The sequence below is a fragment of the Cryobacterium sp. TMT3-29-2 genome (assembly GCF_004564305.1).
GTDB lineage: Bacteria > Actinomycetota > Actinomycetes > Actinomycetales > Microbacteriaceae > Cryobacterium > Cryobacterium sinapicolor.
On sequence record NZ_SOGK01000041.1, the window covers coordinates 13,613 to 29,562 of the forward strand.

General features: G+C 63.7%; 16 protein-coding genes and 2 pseudogenes. 12 read left to right on the top strand and 6 right to left on the bottom strand.

Features of this window, described 5'->3' with window-relative positions; translation table 11 throughout:
* The 3 genes from E3O67_RS05555 to E3O67_RS05565 form a co-directional block, all read right to left on the bottom strand.
* Complete coding sequence (locus E3O67_RS05555; protein WP_134431697.1) at positions 1-1,092, bottom strand: substrate-binding domain-containing protein; 1,092 nt, start codon at positions 1,090-1,092, stop codon at positions 1-3.
* A gap of 366 nt (positions 1,093-1,458) precedes the next feature.
* Positions 1,459-2,001: a hypothetical protein gene (locus tag E3O67_RS16845; protein ID WP_166787024.1), complete on the bottom strand. Its 543-nt coding sequence runs from the start codon at positions 1,999-2,001 to the stop codon at positions 1,459-1,461.
* A gap of 29 nt (positions 2,002-2,030) precedes the next feature.
* Entirely contained in the window at positions 2,031-2,462 is a 432-nt protein-coding gene (locus E3O67_RS05565; protein WP_134431700.1) for a DUF3846 domain-containing protein, read from the bottom strand.
* Between the two features lie 564 nt (positions 2,463-3,026).
* Between E3O67_RS05565 and E3O67_RS05570 the strand changes: the two genes are divergently transcribed.
* The 4 genes and pseudogenes from E3O67_RS05570 (at position 3,027) to E3O67_RS05585 (ending at position 7,306) form a co-directional block, all read left to right on the top strand.
* Positions 3,027-4,025 carry a MurR/RpiR family transcriptional regulator gene (locus E3O67_RS05570; RefSeq protein ID WP_198417200.1) on the top strand — a complete coding sequence of 333 codons (999 nt, stop codon included), beginning with the start codon at positions 3,027-3,029 and terminating at the stop codon, positions 4,023-4,025.
* Complete coding sequence (murQ, locus tag E3O67_RS05575; protein ID WP_198417201.1) at positions 4,022-4,957, top strand: N-acetylmuramic acid 6-phosphate etherase; 936 nt, start codon at positions 4,022-4,024, stop codon at positions 4,955-4,957. The genes E3O67_RS05570 and murQ overlap by 4 nt, the downstream gene beginning before the upstream one ends.
* 114 nt (positions 4,958-5,071) lie before the next feature.
* Positions 5,072-5,533: pseudogene (locus E3O67_RS05580) on the top strand (PTS glucose transporter subunit IIA).
* Positions 5,534-5,773: 240 nt separating this feature from the next.
* Positions 5,774-7,306 carry a PTS transporter subunit EIIC gene (locus E3O67_RS05585; protein ID WP_134431703.1) on the top strand — a complete coding sequence of 511 codons (1,533 nt, stop codon included), beginning with the start codon at positions 5,774-5,776 and terminating at the stop codon, positions 7,304-7,306.
* A gap of 540 nt (positions 7,307-7,846) precedes the next feature.
* Here E3O67_RS05585 and E3O67_RS05590 read toward each other — a convergent pair.
* Positions 7,847-8,302, bottom strand: coding sequence for a hypothetical protein (locus tag E3O67_RS05590; RefSeq protein WP_134431706.1), 456 nt, complete (start codon positions 8,300-8,302; stop codon positions 7,847-7,849).
* 94 nt (positions 8,303-8,396) lie between these two features.
* On the opposite strand from E3O67_RS05590, the gene E3O67_RS05595 reads away from it, so the two are divergent.
* From E3O67_RS05595 to E3O67_RS05605, 3 genes are all read left to right on the top strand, one after another.
* The gene (locus E3O67_RS05595) at positions 8,397-8,972 is read left to right on the top strand and encodes a TetR family transcriptional regulator (protein ID WP_134431709.1); all 576 of its coding nucleotides are present in this window, start codon (positions 8,397-8,399) and stop codon (positions 8,970-8,972) included.
* Positions 8,973-9,231: 259 nt separating this feature from the next.
* A complete protein-coding gene (locus E3O67_RS05600; RefSeq protein ID WP_134431712.1) occupies positions 9,232-9,510 on the top strand; it encodes a hypothetical protein in 279 nt (92 codons plus the stop codon).
* A 143-nt stretch (positions 9,511-9,653) separates the two neighbouring features.
* Positions 9,654-10,088 carry a hypothetical protein gene (locus E3O67_RS05605; RefSeq protein ID WP_134431715.1) on the top strand — a complete coding sequence of 145 codons (435 nt, stop codon included), beginning with the start codon at positions 9,654-9,656 and terminating at the stop codon, positions 10,086-10,088.
* On the opposite strand, the pseudogene E3O67_RS05610 reads toward E3O67_RS05605, so the two are convergent.
* Positions 10,042-11,217, bottom strand: a pseudogene (locus E3O67_RS05610) (IS3 family transposase). The gene E3O67_RS05605 and the pseudogene E3O67_RS05610 sit on opposite strands and share 47 nt — an antisense overlap.
* 252 nt (positions 11,218-11,469) lie before the next feature.
* Here E3O67_RS05610 and E3O67_RS17740 point away from each other — a divergent pair.
* The 5 genes from E3O67_RS17740 (at position 11,470) to E3O67_RS17750 (ending at position 14,706) form a co-directional block, all read left to right on the top strand.
* A complete protein-coding gene (locus E3O67_RS17740) occupies positions 11,470-11,727 on the top strand; it encodes a PfkB family carbohydrate kinase (RefSeq protein WP_198417204.1) in 258 nt (85 codons plus the stop codon).
* Between the two features lie 35 nt (positions 11,728-11,762).
* A complete protein-coding gene (locus E3O67_RS05620; RefSeq protein WP_134431721.1) occupies positions 11,763-12,524 on the top strand; it encodes a hypothetical protein in 762 nt (253 codons plus the stop codon).
* Positions 12,524-13,180 carry a bifunctional 2-polyprenyl-6-hydroxyphenol methylase/3-demethylubiquinol 3-O-methyltransferase UbiG gene (locus E3O67_RS05625; protein WP_134431724.1) on the top strand — a complete coding sequence of 219 codons (657 nt, stop codon included), beginning with the start codon at positions 12,524-12,526 and terminating at the stop codon, positions 13,178-13,180. Before E3O67_RS05620 ends, E3O67_RS05625 begins: the two co-directional genes overlap by 1 nt.
* A gap of 152 nt (positions 13,181-13,332) precedes the next feature.
* Positions 13,333-13,782 carry a PAS domain-containing protein gene (locus E3O67_RS17745; RefSeq protein ID WP_134431726.1) on the top strand — a complete coding sequence of 150 codons (450 nt, stop codon included), beginning with the start codon at positions 13,333-13,335 and terminating at the stop codon, positions 13,780-13,782.
* A gap of 372 nt (positions 13,783-14,154) precedes the next feature.
* A complete protein-coding gene (locus E3O67_RS17750) occupies positions 14,155-14,706 on the top strand; it encodes a hypothetical protein (protein ID WP_370260183.1) in 552 nt (183 codons plus the stop codon).
* A gap of 755 nt (positions 14,707-15,461) precedes the next feature.
* Here the strand turns inward: E3O67_RS17750 and E3O67_RS05640 are convergent.
* Positions 15,462-15,917, bottom strand: a complete 456-nt coding sequence (locus E3O67_RS05640; RefSeq protein ID WP_338145401.1) for a recombinase family protein — start codon at positions 15,915-15,917, stop codon at positions 15,462-15,464.
* Positions 15,918-15,950: the final 33 nt, after the last annotated feature.

Below are 15,950 nucleotides of genomic sequence, written 5' to 3' on the forward strand. Positions count from 1 at the left end.
TCAGTTCTTCCTCGGGCGCGGCCCGGCTGCGGGTGATTCGGATGGTGGGACGGATGCGGGTGCGACGGATGCGGGGACGACCAGTCGGCCGGACACCGGGGCCGAGGACGACGCCCGGATGATCAGTTCGCTGGGCAGCACCACCGACTCGGGGGTGCCGCCGCCGATGACCTCGAGCAGCATCCTCACGGCGATCCGGCCCATGTCCTCGACGCTGTGTGAGATGACGCTCAACGCCGGGTCGAGCAGTGCGAACCACTCGATGTCGTCGAAGGCGATCAGGGCGATATCGCGGCCGATACGCAAACCGCGCCTGTGCAGAATGGCGATCGCGCCCACCGCCATCGGGCTGTCGGCGGCGAGCAGGGCGGTGGGTGGGCGGCGCAGTTCTAGCAGCGCGTGCACCCCCGCCGATCCGCTGGCCGCCTGGAAGTCACCGAAGTAGACGAGCTCGGGGTCCTGGCTGAGGCCCCGGGAGGCCACCGCCCGGGTGAAGGCGGCGAACCGGTCCCGGCCTGTCGAGGTGGCCTGTGGGCCCGAGATGTAGCCGATGCGGGTGTGGCCGGCGGCGGCGAGGTGCGCCACGGCCTCACGGATGCCGGTTTCACTGTCGGTGGTGACGCTCGGTACGTGGAGGCCGTCCACGGTGCGGTCCACGAAGACGGTCGGGATCTTGCGCTCGATCAGCGAACGGATGCTGCCGCTGCCGTCCCCGAGCGGGGCCACGACGATGCCGTCCACTCGCCGGGAGATCAGGGTGTCCAGGTACCGGTCCTGCTGTTCCTTGCGCTCGTTCGCGTTGCCGAGCAGCGTGACGTAGCCGGCAGCCAGGGCGGCCTGTTCGACCGTGTGGGCGAGGTCCGCGAAGAAGGGGTTGCGCACATCCGACACCAGCAGGCCGATCGACTCGGTGTGGGTACTGCGCAGGGCCCGCGCCTGGGCGTTGGGCCGGTAGTCGAGCTGGGCGGCCGCCGCCGCTACGCCGGCGCGGGCCTCGGGCGACGTGGCCGGACTGCCGGAGAGAACCCGGGAGGCCGTGGCCACGGACACGCCGGCCAGGGCGGCGACATCCTTGATCGTGATGGCAACCATGTTCACCTCCTCGTGTTCGTGCGGGTACCCGCCGTGTTCGCGTCATGCTGTGCTTGCGTCATGCTGTGGAATCGTTTCCATGGAAACGATTCCATACTAGATCGCGGCACGGGCCGCTGTCAACGAACTCAGAGAATCGGCCCAACGAAGTGGCATGCCCGAAACGGCGCGGAGGAGACCCTGGAGATCCAACGAGACACCTACAGAGACGGCACCCTGCTGGGCGAGGGGCCCGTCATCGACGGCAAGAAGCATGGCCCGTGGCGCAATCACCGGCGGCGGCCCCGGCACCGGGGCCTGCGCCGCGGTCGCGGCGAACCCCCAGGGTGCCGCCGAACGCTCACCGGTCGCCGGGTACCAGGGCGATCAGCTCGTCAATGCTGCCTTGATCATGAACGCCGGCGCCACCGCCGGCGCCACCGCCGGCGTCAACGTCCACGTCCACGTCCACGTCCACGTCCACGTCCACGTCCACGGGCAAACCATTGCCGTCATGACCGCCATGGGCGAATCTGCGCTCGCAACCTCAACTACGGCGACACTGTTGGACCCGACTCCCGCGGCCTGTTCCAGCAACGCAACCCAATGCAAAATGACCGGACGCAATCTCATTAATTGCGCTTGAAGAGCATCTCGGACGGCTTCGGAATCTTCGAGCTCGTTACCAGTCGAGGCCACATCGTGGGGAATGTGTAGAATTTCGCGCCAGCGTTGCACGTCGATCGGCAGCGTGTCAACGGCGTCAAGATTCATCATCGGACGAATGAGGACTGCTGCCAGGAGCGTCAGTGCCACATGAGCACTCATCGCGTATCGGACCAGTGATTCCGCGTCCAGCCCGACTTCCGCGTTCCATCCGGTGGGAGAGGACGGCGCCGACGTCGTCCGCGGTGCCGCGTTCTCGTTCATTCCACGATTCCCGCAGCACATCGGCCGGGTCAAGGCGCTGAGCTTCGGCGCGGGTGAGGGCGGCGGTGACGGAACGGGAACAGGCTCTCTACGAGGGCGTTGACAGTCCGTGCGTCGGGCTTCTGCGCGAAGGACTGCTGGATTCGGACGAGCTGTGCGTCGGTGAGGCCGACGGTTTCGCCGTCTGGGGTGACGCTGACGGCGATGGCGGTGCCGAAGATGACGGTGGGGCGGCCGAGTCGGTGGGCGAGGACGGTCGCGGGCAGGTTCAGGGTTGACCCGTTGATGAGTCCTTCATCGTCGACGAAGAGGTCGATGTCGTCTTGCAGGCCGACGACGTCGAACATTCGGCAGCCGATGGCGGCGCTGATGTCCGCCCCGATGCTGGCCTCGTTCACGTCCAGGGTGGTGATGGTTTCGGTCGGGTCGATCTTGATGCTGCGAATGGTGGTGATGTTCATGGTGTGGGTCCTCTCCCTCAAAACAATTTGTTTTTGCCTGTCCGGCAAGAGAGATCGATTGAGAGCGGGAGGCCCGGAGTGCCCAGTTTCAGGGCGAAAAAAAGGGAGCGTGAGACCGCATCCCGAAACTGGGCACGCAGGGCCGGGAGCGAACTATGATCGGCTGCCGGAATGGAAAAAACGAGGTCAGAACGTGGCGCACCGCGGCTCAAAGGAGGGTTCTTCCCGGCGCAGCCGGCCCCGCCAGGGGGCTTGCGAAGAAATGTCTTGTCCAAAGCAGGCCGGCGCGGTCGGTTCCGTGCGGGTCCGGCCTGCCGGGCTGGATTCACCTGGTGGGGGAAGGTGAGGCAGCGTCGTCCCCTTCGCTGCGGCTGGCCCCGGGGTGGGTCGATCTGCGTGGCGGTGTTTAGTCGGGTCGCCGGGCTGCCGGATTTCTGCATACGCGGCGATGTCGGTCCGGGTGGGTGCTTGCAGGAGTGTGTCGCCGGGTTGCCGTCTATCTGGTGTGGGAGGAAAACTTGTAACTCTTGACACGATCCGCCCCAATGCGTGAAACTTTGTTACATGCTCGGGGTGGACCCGTGGATGTGTTTTGAAAGGCGGACGGTGCCCATGGCCTCTACCAGGGATCCCCGGCAGGCTCATGATCGCGGCGTCACGACCGATGTGACGCGTGAGTTCTCCGGCCCGGCCACGCCGGCTCCGTCGGATGTGGTCGCCAGGCTCCGGGCGATGTTGCCTGGGCTAACCCCGGCGGAGGCCCGGATCGGCCGGGTTTTGCTTTCTGACACCACGGCGGCATCGGCTCTGACGGTTAACGAGCTTGCCGAATGCGCGGCCTCGAGCACCGCGAGCGTGGTCCGCACCGCGCGGCGTCTGGGTTTTGAGGGATACCCGCAGCTGCGGCTTGCGCTGGCTGCGCAGGGCGGTGCGGACCATCACGGGGGTGTTCCTGTGGGCGCCGATATCGCTGACGGCGACGGAATCGGTGTTGTGTTGACCAAGCTGGCCGCGTTTGAGTCTGAACAGCTCCGTGCCACCGCCGAACTCGTCGATCCCGTCGCCCTGGAGAAAGTGATCGATTTGATCCGGGCCGCCCGCCGGATCGACGTGTATGGCATCGGCGCGTCTGGCCTGGTCGCGGAGGATCTCACGGCGAAGTTGAATCGGGTTGGGCTGGTCGCTCGGGCATACACCGAGCATGACGCGGCGATGGTCAGCGCTTCACTACTCGGCCCCGCCGACCTGGCGATTGGCGTTTCCCACTCGGGAGAGAACCTCGGCACCGTCGCCCCACTGCAATCGGCCCGGTCGACCGGCGCCGGCACGGTGGCCATCACTGGCGCCGCCCGTTCCCGATTGGCGGTCCATGGCGAACACGTCTTGGTCACCGCGGGTCGAGAGTTTGGCTTCCGTTCTGCAGCGATGGCTAGCCGCGCTGGGCAGCTCCTGCTCGTCGATGCCATCTTTGTTGGCGTCGCGCAGACGCTGCCCGGGGCCCGCGCCGCGCTTGAACGCACCTACGCCGCCGTCACCACTCATCCGGGACGAAAAGAATCATGAATTGCGTCACCAACACCAAGGACAGGGATAACACCATGGCACTCGCCACATTGGGCACCGAGACCGCGAATGACCGCACCACGGACTTGGACACGATGTCCGTCACGGACCTGCTCACCGTGATGAACCAGGAGGACCGCACGGTCCCCTTTGCGGTGGCGGCGGCACTACCGGCGATCGAGAACGCGGTCGATGCGATTGTCGGCGCGCGCCGCCGCGGCGGACGGCTGATCTACCTCGGTGCCGGCACCAGCGGCCGACTCGGGGTGCTGGACGCCGTTGAATGCCCACCGACGTTCGGTACCGACCCCGGGGAAGTCCTCGGGCTTATCGCCGGCGGCGAGCGTGCGTTCCTTAAGGCTGTCGAAGGGGCCGAAGATGATCCCGACCTCGCGGTGAACGACTTGCGGGCAGTCGGGCTCACGGACGTTGACGTTCTCGTCGGTATCGCCGCCAGCGGCCGAACCCCCTATGTCATTGGCGGTTTGGACTATGCCCGACGCGTTGGGGCGGCCACCGTCTCGGTGGCCTGCAATCGTGGCGCGGAGATCAGCAGACACGCCGATGTTGCTATCGAGGTCGATACCGGGCCTGAGGTGCTGACCGGATCTACCCGGCTGAAGGCCGGTTCGGCGCAGAAGCTGGTGTGCAACATGCTCTCCACTGCCAGCATGATCCGCACCGGAAAGGTCTTCCACAACCTGATGGTCGACGTCCAACCGACGAACGCCAAATTGGTCGACCGCGCCCGCCGCATCGTCAGCGCCGCCACCGGGGCAGACCCGGATACCGCCGCCGCTGCAATTGATCAGGCCGGCGGGCATGCCAAGACCGCCGTTGTCATGCTCCTCACCGACACTGATTTCCCCACGGCCACCGCTCGCCTCGAACAAGCTCACGGCGACGTCCGCACCGCCATCACATCGCCCTAAGCGATCCCCGCTGACTCGGGTCGCACCGTGTGGCACGGGCGTGCAGCGCTGACGGCGATACACGTCTCGATTCGTCTGCAAGTCCCCGCACGTCACACTTCAGGAGAGACGACTATGCCCGAAAATATCCTCAGCCCTCTGCGTGGCACGGTGCTGTCGCTCGGCGATGTTCCCGACCCCGTGTTCGCCCAGGAAATCGTCGGCGGGGGAGTGGCTGTTTAGCCTTCCCCGGACACCGGCCTTGTGACGGCTCGAGCGCCGGTGACTGGCACCCTCGTTCGGATCCAGCCGCACGCCTTCGTTTTCCGGTCCACGGCGGGGACCGGGATCCTGGTCCACCTGGGCATCGACATGGTCCACCTGAATGGTGAGGGCTTTGAGGTGTTGGCCGCCGAAGGGTCCGTCGTGCAGGCGGGCGACCCGGTAGTCCGATATGACCCACAGGTCATTGCCGCCCACGGCTACGCCGACATCTGCCTGGTCATCATTCTGCAGAGCCCGCCGGGCGCCGTGTCCGCGCCGACCACAACTACCACCGTCGACGCTGCCGAGCTGCTGTTTTCCTGGCCGAGCTGACCCATCCGGATACCTTCATTGATCTACCCGGCTCCACCCAGGCAGTGCGCACCAGAGATCCCGGCGTGAGGACGACCGAACCCTGCCCTCCACGACACCGCCCCCCTATGAAATAAAATTTCTCTTGACTCTTGAGTCTGTGAAAGCTATTTTCAGATCACGACATAGTTTTGTACCTCGGGTTTCTGCTCCCACGAGAACCCCTCACTTCCTCACACTTTGCTTGAAAGGACTTCAGTCATGGCCGACTCACGAGTCATCGCAGACCAGTTGCTCATTGGTCTGGGCGGCGCCGAAAACATCATCGACGTCGAAAAATGTATGACACGCTTGCGTGTCGGAGTCCGTGACCAGGATCGCGTCGATGTCGCTGCTCTGCGTGCGATCCCCGGGGTGCTCGCCGCCCTGCCCGGCGATAACTGCCAGATCGTTCTGGGCCCGGGTCTGGTTGACCGGGTCGCCATCGACGTGGAGTCAGCCCTCAGCGCCGCCCGCGCAGACGGGGCGACTGCCTCCTCGGCGACACGGCTGGCCGACAAAGGTGCGGCCATCCGGCAACAGAACAAACAACGCAATAACACCCCGGTCAAAAATACTCTGAGACGCATCTCCAACATCTTCGTCCCACTGATCCCCGCACTGATCGCCTGCGGACTCATCGCCGGCATCAATGGGATCCTGACCAACCTGGCCACGAGCGGCCAGGTTCCGTGGTTGGCGACTCTGACTCCGATCTTCAGCGTCATGTCCAGCGGGTTCTTCGCCCTGCTCGCCGTGTTCGTGGCGATGAACGCGGCCAAAGAGTTCGGCGGCACGCCCATCATCGGCGGCGTCATCGGGGGAATCATCGTGGCCCCCGGAGTCGCGAACATCGTCGTCTGGGGCCAGCAACTGGCCCCCGGCCAGGGAGGGGTTCTCGGCGCCATGGGCGCCGCCATCCTGGGCGCCTACGTTGAGCGGTGGGCCCGCAAATGGGCGCCCGACGTGCTTGCCCTGTTCATCGTGCCCACGTTGACCGTGCTGATCGCCGGCCTCGCCGCCCTCTTCCTCCTGATGCCAGCCGCCGGCTGGGTGTCAATCCAGATCGGTATCGGTGCCACCTGGCTGCTGAGCACTGCGGGTGTCTTCGCCGGGTTCGTTCTCGGCGGCCTGTTCCTGCCACTGGTGATGACCGGGTTGCACCAGACACTCACCCCCATCCACACCACCCTGATCGAACAGGTCGGTTACACCACCCTGCTGCCGGTCCTGGCAATGGGTGGCGCCGGCCAAATCGGTGCCGCGATCGCCGTGTTCTATAAGCTCCGCCGCAACACCAGCATCGGACGGACTATCAAAGGCGCACTGCCCGCAGGATTTCTCGGTGTTGGCGAGCCCCTCATCTACGGCGTCACCCTGCCGCTGGGCCGTCCCTTCATCACCGCCTGCATCGGCGGCGCATTCGGCGGCGCAGTAGTCGGTCTCTTCGACCAGCTCGGCTACACCGTCGGCGCGATCGCCATCGGCGCCAGTGACATCTCGCTGTTCCCACTACTCCAGGGCAATCACGGCTGGGGTGCCGCCGCCCTCGGCTACGCATCCGGCCTGATCGTCGCCTACACCGTGGGATTCTTCACCACCTGGTTCTTCGGGTTCACCCGCGACCAACTCGTACGCCTCAACACCGACGACACCATCGATGCAGGACTGGTCCCCACCGCCGACGCCCCAGAAGGAACGACCGACCCCGCCGATCAGATCCCCACCCTGGCCGGCTCCCACCACCGCTCCTAACATCTCCTCTCTCGCCGCCATCGAGCACCACCCCCGACGAACTCTCCGGAGCAAACGTCGTGTGGCCGCCCACCGCTTTGTCCCGAGGTGGCACGAGAACTGAGTGAGATTGCAGGTGTTGCAGGCACGAAAGCGAATTTTGCGGCCGGGCGATTCGTAGGCGATCTGACCTGTCGCAACCAGTCACACCAGATATCCGCACTCGGCGAGGTGCCGCACGTCGGATTCATAGTGAGATCTCGCTCCCGTCATTCCGAGCACCTGTCAGCGGATCGGCCCTGCAGAATGGGCCACGGCGACAGCCCGTATGCGTCGGGGACCGCACCGACCATGATGATCACCAGCCTCACAGCACCAGCCTGGCCAAGCACCATTCACAGCCCAAGGCCCCCACACGACCTAGCACCACCCAGACACGCCACTCGTGGCCGACAGTGTTGCTTTGGCCATGGTTAGTGGACACAGGTCTATCCGGCGTGAACGACAACCACTTTTCTGGTCAGGAGACACGCCCCAGGCAGGTGGTCGAAGTGGGGATGCTCATTCCATTATCCGTTCAGTGGTGGGAAGCCAGGCGATCATTGTGGTGATCGCGCCGACCGCGGCCACGGCGATGCTCACTATGCGCCACGGCAGCGGAAGGATGGGGGAGCCGTGTTCGGAGACAACCGCCAGAAAAATTAGCAGCGCACCACCCACGCAACAGGCGGCCGCGCACCACCACCGAGACCACCATGCTTTGCGCCATGCACCAACGGACGCGATCGCCCACCCGACCACCCCGACCGCGAATATGCCGTACAAGAAAATCCAAGGAACAACCGGGTCAGGGATCTCACCATACGGTCCGTAGAGCTCCTGAACATGGGCGGCAATACTGTCACTACTCACGTGGTCGACAGCCATCACAATGAGGGCGACTACCGTCCCCGCCAATCCCAGACCCACACAGATCGACAACGCGACCTGCCGCGATGCCGTGCGTTCCGCCATCATAACACTCCAATCGACAGTCACTATCAGTTGATAGTGACTCTACAAATTGTGACACTGAGAGTCAAATGCAAGTCACTAGGAGTATCATCGGGAGATGGCCTTAGGATTGCGGGATCGCAAGCGGCGCACAGCGATGCGTCACATTCAACGAATAGCGTTGGACTTGTTCGACGAACGTGGCTTCCAAAACGTACTAGTCGAGAACATCGCCGAAGCTGCCGAGGTTTCTCCCTCCACGGTCTACCGATACTTCGGCACCAAGGAAGGGATCGTCCTTGCCGATGATTTCGACACCCTGAACGAGGCCGAACTTGCTGCTGTCATCGACGTCACTGACCTAGCCGGCACCGTGCGCGCCATCGTTGCTCGCTTTGAGCCAAAACCTGATCAGCACAACCCGGAGGGGAGCCTTGCCCACAGGCGCATCCGTTACTTCTTCGACGAACCATCCGTCCGCAGGTCTTCCTACGAGATGCTGGCCAACGCAGTCGATCGGATCGCTCCCATCCTCGCCAGATCCGGCAGACTCACCACCACGGAAGCCCATATCAAGTCATCTGCCCTAGTCTTCGGCTACTTCTCCGCACTTGAACAATGGCACCGCAACCCGGCAGGCCGCTCAATCTCTCGTGCACTCGATGACGCACTCGGAGTCCTCAACCGCCTATAACAACGCGAGCCGCGGCGCCCACAAAAGCGGCTCCCTCCCGGCGTACTGACGTAACCGCCATCATTGATGAGCAATATCACGTTGCGATCTCTGTCCCGCGAAGCAGCTCCACCGCGAAATGACGATACGGCTGCGCCGCAATCGTCCCGCGTTCCGACAGGGTATGAGCTTGGTTGGGGTGGCTTGTGAAGAAGTGAAATATTCGACGCTAACGCCCGAGTTCGGGCCATCTGGGGCGCTTGGGAAAAAGGTGCTCAGAGTGCGGCAAAGCGCAGTTTCAGCGGTCGGTCGCGGGACCAGTCTCGACAACGTGCTCGGCCGGCCGATCCGGTACGCCAAACCCAGCGAAGACCAATTCCTCGCCCAGCTGAGGGCCGACAACTTCCCCGCGGACTACGTTGCCGTGCAGAAGATAATCCACCGCGTGGTGCGGCTGAACATCTCCGTGTTCCCGAACCACTCGATCCGCACACTGACCGGGCGTCCCGCCACAACCCTCCGTCAGTGCGTTGCCGATAACACGCAGGCGTGGAGATAATCCTCCGGAGTCACAAAACACCACTAGTCAACGGCACATAACCCAGCCAGCCCGCAAAAGGTGTGTCCCCAGGGCAGTAACACCCGAGCGGGGTTCCTGGCAAGGGGGTTGAACACCACTCAGGGCTGGGAAACGGTAGAGGAATGCGACGAATCTCCTACAGCGGGACCTCCTTCCTCACCGCTGACGCCATCACGGACGCGCTCTTCCAACTCGTCACCGCCCTGAACAGCAGTCAGACGACCCAGTCCCTGAACCTGCCCGCCATCACCCTGACCGGGAACCCGATCATCGTGAAACTGATCGTCGGACCCTGGAGTGAGTTGATCAGCGTCCCCGAGGACTCCCTCTGGGACGAACCAAACATCACCGAAATACTCGCATTCCTCCGCGACCGCACCCACGCACTACAGCAGCACACACCACCACCCGCGTATTCGGAGATCGCGACCACCGATTTCGACATCACCGACATCACCGACGTCACTGACCTGCCGCGGGCATTTCTGACAGCGGAATTCGTGGATTCTTCTACGCTGCCAATGTTGGCTGTTGGTAACCATAGTGGACTTCGTTAGGCCGGCGGTAACCGAGTGCGGAGTGCCGGCGTCGACTGTTGTAAAACCCTTCGATATAGCGGATGACGTCGCTGCGAGCTTGCGCTTTCGTGGCATACGCAGTGCGATATACGCGCTCATTCTTGAGCATCGAGAAAGAGCTTTCGCCCATGCTGTTGTCCCAGCACACGCCCGTGCGGCCCATCGAGGAGCGCGTCCCCAGGCCGGTCACCAAGGCACGAAACTTGGCCGACACTGCCGCGGTCGGAGTGCCAGATCGCGTCAGGCTCGATCAGGGTCGTCGCAGCGGCGTTGCGGAGGGCGTCGGCGACGAGTTCGGTGCGCATGTGATCGGCGATGGACCAGCCGACGACCTTCTTTGAATAGCAGTCGATGACGGTGGCTAGGTAGATGAAGCCTTGCCAGGTGTGGATGTAGGTAATGTCGCCGACGAACTTCACTCCGGGGCGGTCGGCAGCGAAGTCGCGTTTGACGAGGTCGGGCATGCTTGCGGCTGCCTCGGCGTCGGCTTCGGTGGTGATGCGGAAGGGCCGTGGTTGGCAGGCTACGAGGCCGATCTGGCGCATGAGTTGCCGCCCCAGCTCGGGCGAGCACTCGGTCTGATCGGCGCCCAGGTCGGCGTGGATTCGGCGGTATCCATAGGTACCGTCGGACTCTTCGAAGAAGTGCTGAATCCGGGCGATTAGTGCCTCTCGCCGGGCCGCGGTCGCTGACTGCGGCCGAATTGCCCAGTGGTAGAAACCGGGCGTGGGGACGGCCGGCCAGAGGCACATTTTCACCACCGAATTCTGGTTGGTGGGCTCAGATTTTTGGGAGTCGATGTATTCGTACTTGCTCACTACCGCTGCTCCCGCGCGAAGTAAGCGCTGGCTTTTTTCAAGAATGCGGTCTCCGCCCGCAGCTCTTGAACTTCCCGCTCGAGTTCCTTGAGACGGGCCCGTTCCGACACGGTCAGGTCGGCTTCGGTGCCGCCGTTGGCCTCGCGGTATTTGTTGAGCCAGTTCCGGAGAGTCTCAGGGCCGACGCCGTATGTGGTGGCGACGTCCTTGATCGGTTTGGAGGTGTTGATCACCTCGCGGCACAGCTCGTCTTTGAACTCTTGGGTGAAACGCCTACGTGCTGCGGCCATGCTGATCTCTACTTTCAGTGAACCCTCATTTTAAGAGGGCCCACTGTCCGAGATATCCGCGGCAGGTCAATCCCTAATTTCCGGGCGCTAAGCCTGCGTGCCGCAGCGCTGGTTATGGACCTATGGGAGACGTCACAAGTTCTCCTCCGCGCGACTGCATCAACTCGTATCCCCATCGGGACGAATGACCATGACTACGACGGTCGGGCCGAGTTTCATGAGCCGTTCCTACAGGCCGCCTCATACATCTTCATGAACGCTGACGAACCTCATCCTGTGAATGCGGTTGCGGCAGATGTCAGGGACACGAACGGCGCGGGTGACGCTTTTCTCGCGGGCTACCTGGATGCCACCTTGACAGGCGCCTCCACGGATGCGGCCCTCGCTTCGGCAGCCTCGCAGGCTGCTGTGGCCCTCGGTTTGAAGCACCTTCATCCACCCCTAGAGGCGCTCCTTTCGCACCTCGGACCAGGGTTGCCATTTCAGCAAGTAAATGTTCCAAATCTTTAGGGAGGGGCGAGCATTAATGTTGGAGGTCACCACAAATGACACGTAACCAAACGAACACTCTTGCCCACGGGCCCGGCGACCCAGAAAGGGTGTTCGAAGTCCTGGTCATCGGCGGTGGAGCTGCTGGCGTGAGCGCAGCGTTCGCGGCCGCTCAGGCCCGTCGCAACGCTACCGGCATCCAAACACCCGGCCGGGAGATCCTCGATCAAGCGATCGGCGTGCTGGCCACAAATGCGGTTGCCGCCGAGCAGGCGCTGCTTTTTCGCCAGTGGAGTGACGACGTCACCCTTTTTGTGCACGAGGGGCCGGAGCCGACCGACGACGAGTGGGAGAAACTTGCCGCCCGAGGCATAGCTGTGGTGACCGGCGCGGTATGCGAGCTACGGGTCCACCCTGACCGTCCAGTCGGGGTGACGCTATCATCCGGCCACACCCTGCAGGTCGATGCCCTCGCGATCGGAGCACCAGCACGGTCGAACCTCCTCGCAACCTCAGGGATGGTTGCTCCCGAAGGCCCGGGACGCTTGGGCACGACGGCACCGGATGCCTCCCTTGCCGGCGGGACCTCCGAGGCCGGTGTCTGGGTGACCGTCAACGTGGATGACATTGACACGGCGGCAATTACGGCAGCCCTGTCGGCCCGGCAGGTCGGCGTCACTACCACCGCTGACCTGGTGGCAGTGAAGACAGCTGCGGTCGCTGTGGCCGGTCGTGAGCCCTTCAGCGTGCAAGCGGAAGCGCAAAATTCGAGGACCGTCCTTGGCAACCGCCGCCATGGGCTAGAGACGGCGAACTGATGGCCCCCGAAGCAAACCCATTCGGCCGTCGCTACTGGGAGGACCGCTATGCCGCGCCAGGGCTCGCCTGGAGCGGCCAACCCAATCCGGTGATGGTCACTGAAGTGGGCCTCCTCAAACCGGGTCGCGCTTTAGACGTCGGAAGCGGCGAGGGCGGCGACGCGCTCTGGCTTGCGAGACACGGATGGCATGTCACCGGGATCGATATCGCGGCCACTGCGCTTGAGAAGGCACGAGCCCACGCGGAAGCCGACGACCCGAAGGCCGCGGCCCGCATCGATTGGCAGCAGCATGACCTGACAGCTTGGTCTCCCAAGAGGCAGGGGTTCGATCTCGTCTCGTCACAGTTCATGCACCTGCCGGAGCCGGCCCGCACGACGTTGTTCCGCTCACTGGCAACAGCGGTCGCACCCGGGGGAACCCTACTCGTCGTCGGCCACGACGCCGATGTCGACGACCTGAGCCAGCGCCGGAAGCATCTCAGCGGACTGACGTACAGCGTCGACGACATCCTCGCCGCGATTGACGGTGAGGACCTCCGTATTGAGGTAGCTGAATCGCGCAGTCGACAAGCACGCAATAGAGGTGCCGGATCGGCAACCGTACACGACGTGGTCGTGCGAGCGTCCCGTCCCCACAGTGCCCGGGCCGTCTGACTGAGGGAATCGCCGGAACGTTCAGCGCTGTTACACGGCGCTATCTTCGTCGCTAGAACGTTAGTTACTTGAAGGGTCGTGGCTGACGGGTAACCCAGGCGGCATCCTACCGATCCGTGGCTGGGCACTGGCATTACTTAGATGGAGGTCCAATGAAACATCATGTACACCAGGAATGTTCAGATCACGTCGGGCACGGCTTAGGTGGATCTGGCCGTGCGGTGCAGTCCGCGGATACGCGGGCACCCGCTGTTGACTCTTATGAGCTGCTTGTTGAAGGGGCCCCGGATGCATTGCTGGTCCTCTCACAGGAGGGCCAGGTGGTGTTGGTCAATGCCGCGGCCGAGGAGATGTTTGGCTACTGCAGATCTGCCTTGGTCGGAGAGCATTACGGTATCGTGCTGTCCACGCGCCCGGACAGCGGTGCTCCAGATGATTCCCCAGGGCAGGATCGCTCGAGGAACTGTAGTGCGAAGTTGATCGCTGACTGGCGGCGTTCTGTGATTGCTGTGCGGCGAAGACCGGTGATGACGAGGATGTCCGCCGGAAGTTCCGTTGGATCCTCTGGGATCATCCGGTGGAATGATCTACTCGATCCGTGAGGATGACGCGCCACGAAGATGCCCGAATCTAACCTAGCTCTGCCCTACCCCCTTGAGGAACTTATGCCCTAGATTGACATCGCTGTGACCGTACTAGCAGTTGCTGCTCTGACCGTTGGAGTCATCACCCGACGTCGCAATGCTGCGCTGGTCAGCGTGTGGGGATGCGCAGCGCTGCTTCTACTCGTGATCGCTTTTGCGCTCGAGGGCGCGCGGCCTCAACTGATCGCTGCGGCGATCGCCGTCGCTGCGGGAGGGGGCGTTGTGATGTGGGTACGGTCCAGAAGGGCACCGCGGCTCGCGTCGGTCGCTGCCGTCGTTCTGGCATTCAGTCTGGTCGGGACCGCCGGAGCTGCGTGGGTACTCCCGCCGATGTCACTACCCGCACCAACCGGCCCTGATGCGGTAGGAGTCGCCTCGCACATCTGGGCCGATCCCACTCGAGATGCCCACGGTGGAAGCAAACCAGGACAGGAACGCTCGCTGCCGGTCACCGTCTGGTACCCGGCCGCCGAGTCGAGCCTTGGATCGGCCTACCTTTCAAGCGACATGGAGTCCGCTTCGCAGCTGCCGGACGCCTTGGCTCGGCAATACGGTGTGCCGTCGATTGTCTTCGACAGTCTCCGGCATGCGAAGAGCAATGCGAGCGAGCAAGCCCCCACTGCTCAGGGTTCCTTCCCGATCGTCGTCACGTCGCCAGGGTTCGCCAGCTCAAGGTGGTTCTTCACCTCGTGGGCAGAGCAGCTCGCAAGCAACGGTGTCATCGTGATTGCTCTCGATCACCCATACGACGCGATCGCGACTGAGCTCGTGGACGGCTCTGTCGTCTACGACGAATCGGACTGGCGACGATGCAACCGACCAGGCCAACGCGAACCAGGCAGTGGGCATTCGAGCTGCGGACATCCGTGCCGTCATCGATAAGGTCGAGATGGCGTCCTCCGACGCCCCAGAGTTAGCGGGTGCTGATCTGAGAAAACTCATTGCCGCGGGGCACTCCGCCGGTGGTGCCGCGGCAATCGAGGCGGCCAGGCTAGACGGGCGTATAACGGCGGTGGTCGATATCGACGGCATGCCCAGATCCCCTGCGGGTACTCAGCTCACCCAACCCTTGCTCGCTATCGTTTCCGGCGACATGGATCCGAATCCCGGCTACGAGCACGCGCTCGACAGCCTCCTGGCGGACGGCAATGGTGCGCGCGTCACACTCAACGGCGTGGCCCACTCACCATCGCCTGCACCGGCTGGATCGGATGAAGATCCATGCAGTCCCTCCCTACTTGTCCCGGTACGAGACCGGCCCCTCGAGCGCGAGGGTGACCAGGGCCGGATCGAGGGTCTGCGCAATCTGCCGCACGGTCGCATAGCTCGGCGCCGGCATCTCACGAGCTTGAGCGTCCGTGACAGGGAGGCGATGCAACGTGGCGATACTTGGCCGTGGCCGAGTGTGCGCCAACCGTTCGACGAACGCGACCGTCTCGGCCGAGGTTCGGCGGACACTATTGTCGGTTCCCGGGTGAGGGTAGAGGGCTGCGACGCCGCCTACCCGGTAGAGCTGGCTCCTGCGTTGAAACGTCCGAGTGGCGATCCCGGTCTCTCGAGCGAGGACAGCGAGCGGAATCTGATCTTCGACTTGCAGCCGAAGAACACGCCACCTCCCTGCCGCATTCACGAGTCACCTACACGGTGGTGCTCTCGCGCGCCGCGAGGGCCTGCTGATGCCGGTACAGATTGGCCCGGCTCCACCCGACAAGCCGCGCCGCATCCTCGGCCGTGCGGCCCTTCGCCCTCGCTTCGGTGACGAGCTTGAGCTTGTCGGCGACGACGATGGGATCCGACAGAGGCCGGCCGGACTTGGTGCCGCCGTACCGGGCGGCGGCGATCCCGGCGTTTACGCGTTCCGTGATGAGCTCGCGTTCGTATTCGGCCAACGTGGCGAGCATGTTGAGCATGAGTCGGCCCGACGTCCGGTGGTATCGGCAGCGGACCGGGAAGTGACTCAGGTGGGGGCTTTGGTTCGCTGGCAGCGGCCCGACGCGCTGATAGAGCCGGGGAATTTCGGCGGCGAGTTCGGGGAGGATCACCGCCTCGTCGATGACCTCGATGGGGTTGTTCATGGTGGCCAGCTCGAGCATGGATGCCTCGGAGAAGTAGCGGCGTTCGCCGGC

Bases quoted from the DNA above. Each gene is read 5' to 3' on its own strand.
- E3O67_RS16845 (WP_166787024.1), bottom strand. From the start codon at position 2,001: ATGAACGAGAACGCGGCACCGCGGACGACGTCGGCGCCGTCCTCTCCC.
- murQ (WP_198417201.1), top strand. From the start codon at position 4,022: ATGAATTGCGTCACCAACACCAAGGACAGGGATAACACCATGGCACTC.
- E3O67_RS05605 (WP_134431715.1), top strand. From the start codon at position 9,654: ATGCGACGAATCTCCTACAGCGGGACCTCCTTCCTCACCGCTGACGCC.
- E3O67_RS05620 (WP_134431721.1), top strand. From the start codon at position 11,763: ATGACACGTAACCAAACGAACACTCTTGCCCACGGGCCCGGCGACCCA.
- E3O67_RS05640 (WP_338145401.1), bottom strand. From the start codon at position 15,917: ATGCTCGAGCTGGCCACCATGAACAACCCCATCGAGGTCATCGACGAG.
- E3O67_RS05590 (WP_134431706.1), bottom strand. From the start codon at position 8,302: ATGATGGCGGAACGCACGGCATCGCGGCAGGTCGCGTTGTCGATCTGT.
- E3O67_RS05625 (WP_134431724.1), top strand. From the start codon at position 12,524: ATGGCCCCCGAAGCAAACCCATTCGGCCGTCGCTACTGGGAGGACCGC.
- E3O67_RS17745 (WP_134431726.1), top strand. From the start codon at position 13,333: ATGAAACATCATGTACACCAGGAATGTTCAGATCACGTCGGGCACGGC.
- E3O67_RS05555 (WP_134431697.1), bottom strand. From the start codon at position 1,092: ATGGTTGCCATCACGATCAAGGATGTCGCCGCCCTGGCCGGCGTGTCC.
- E3O67_RS05570 (WP_198417200.1), top strand. From the start codon at position 3,027: ATGCTCGGGGTGGACCCGTGGATGTGTTTTGAAAGGCGGACGGTGCCC.
- E3O67_RS05585 (WP_134431703.1), top strand. From the start codon at position 5,774: ATGGCCGACTCACGAGTCATCGCAGACCAGTTGCTCATTGGTCTGGGC.
- E3O67_RS17740 (WP_198417204.1), top strand. From the start codon at position 11,470: ATGAACGCTGACGAACCTCATCCTGTGAATGCGGTTGCGGCAGATGTC.
- E3O67_RS05595 (WP_134431709.1), top strand. From the start codon at position 8,397: ATGGCCTTAGGATTGCGGGATCGCAAGCGGCGCACAGCGATGCGTCAC.
- E3O67_RS17750 (WP_370260183.1), top strand. From the start codon at position 14,155: ATGTCACTACCCGCACCAACCGGCCCTGATGCGGTAGGAGTCGCCTCG.
- E3O67_RS05565 (WP_134431700.1), bottom strand. From the start codon at position 2,462: ATGAACATCACCACCATTCGCAGCATCAAGATCGACCCGACCGAAACC.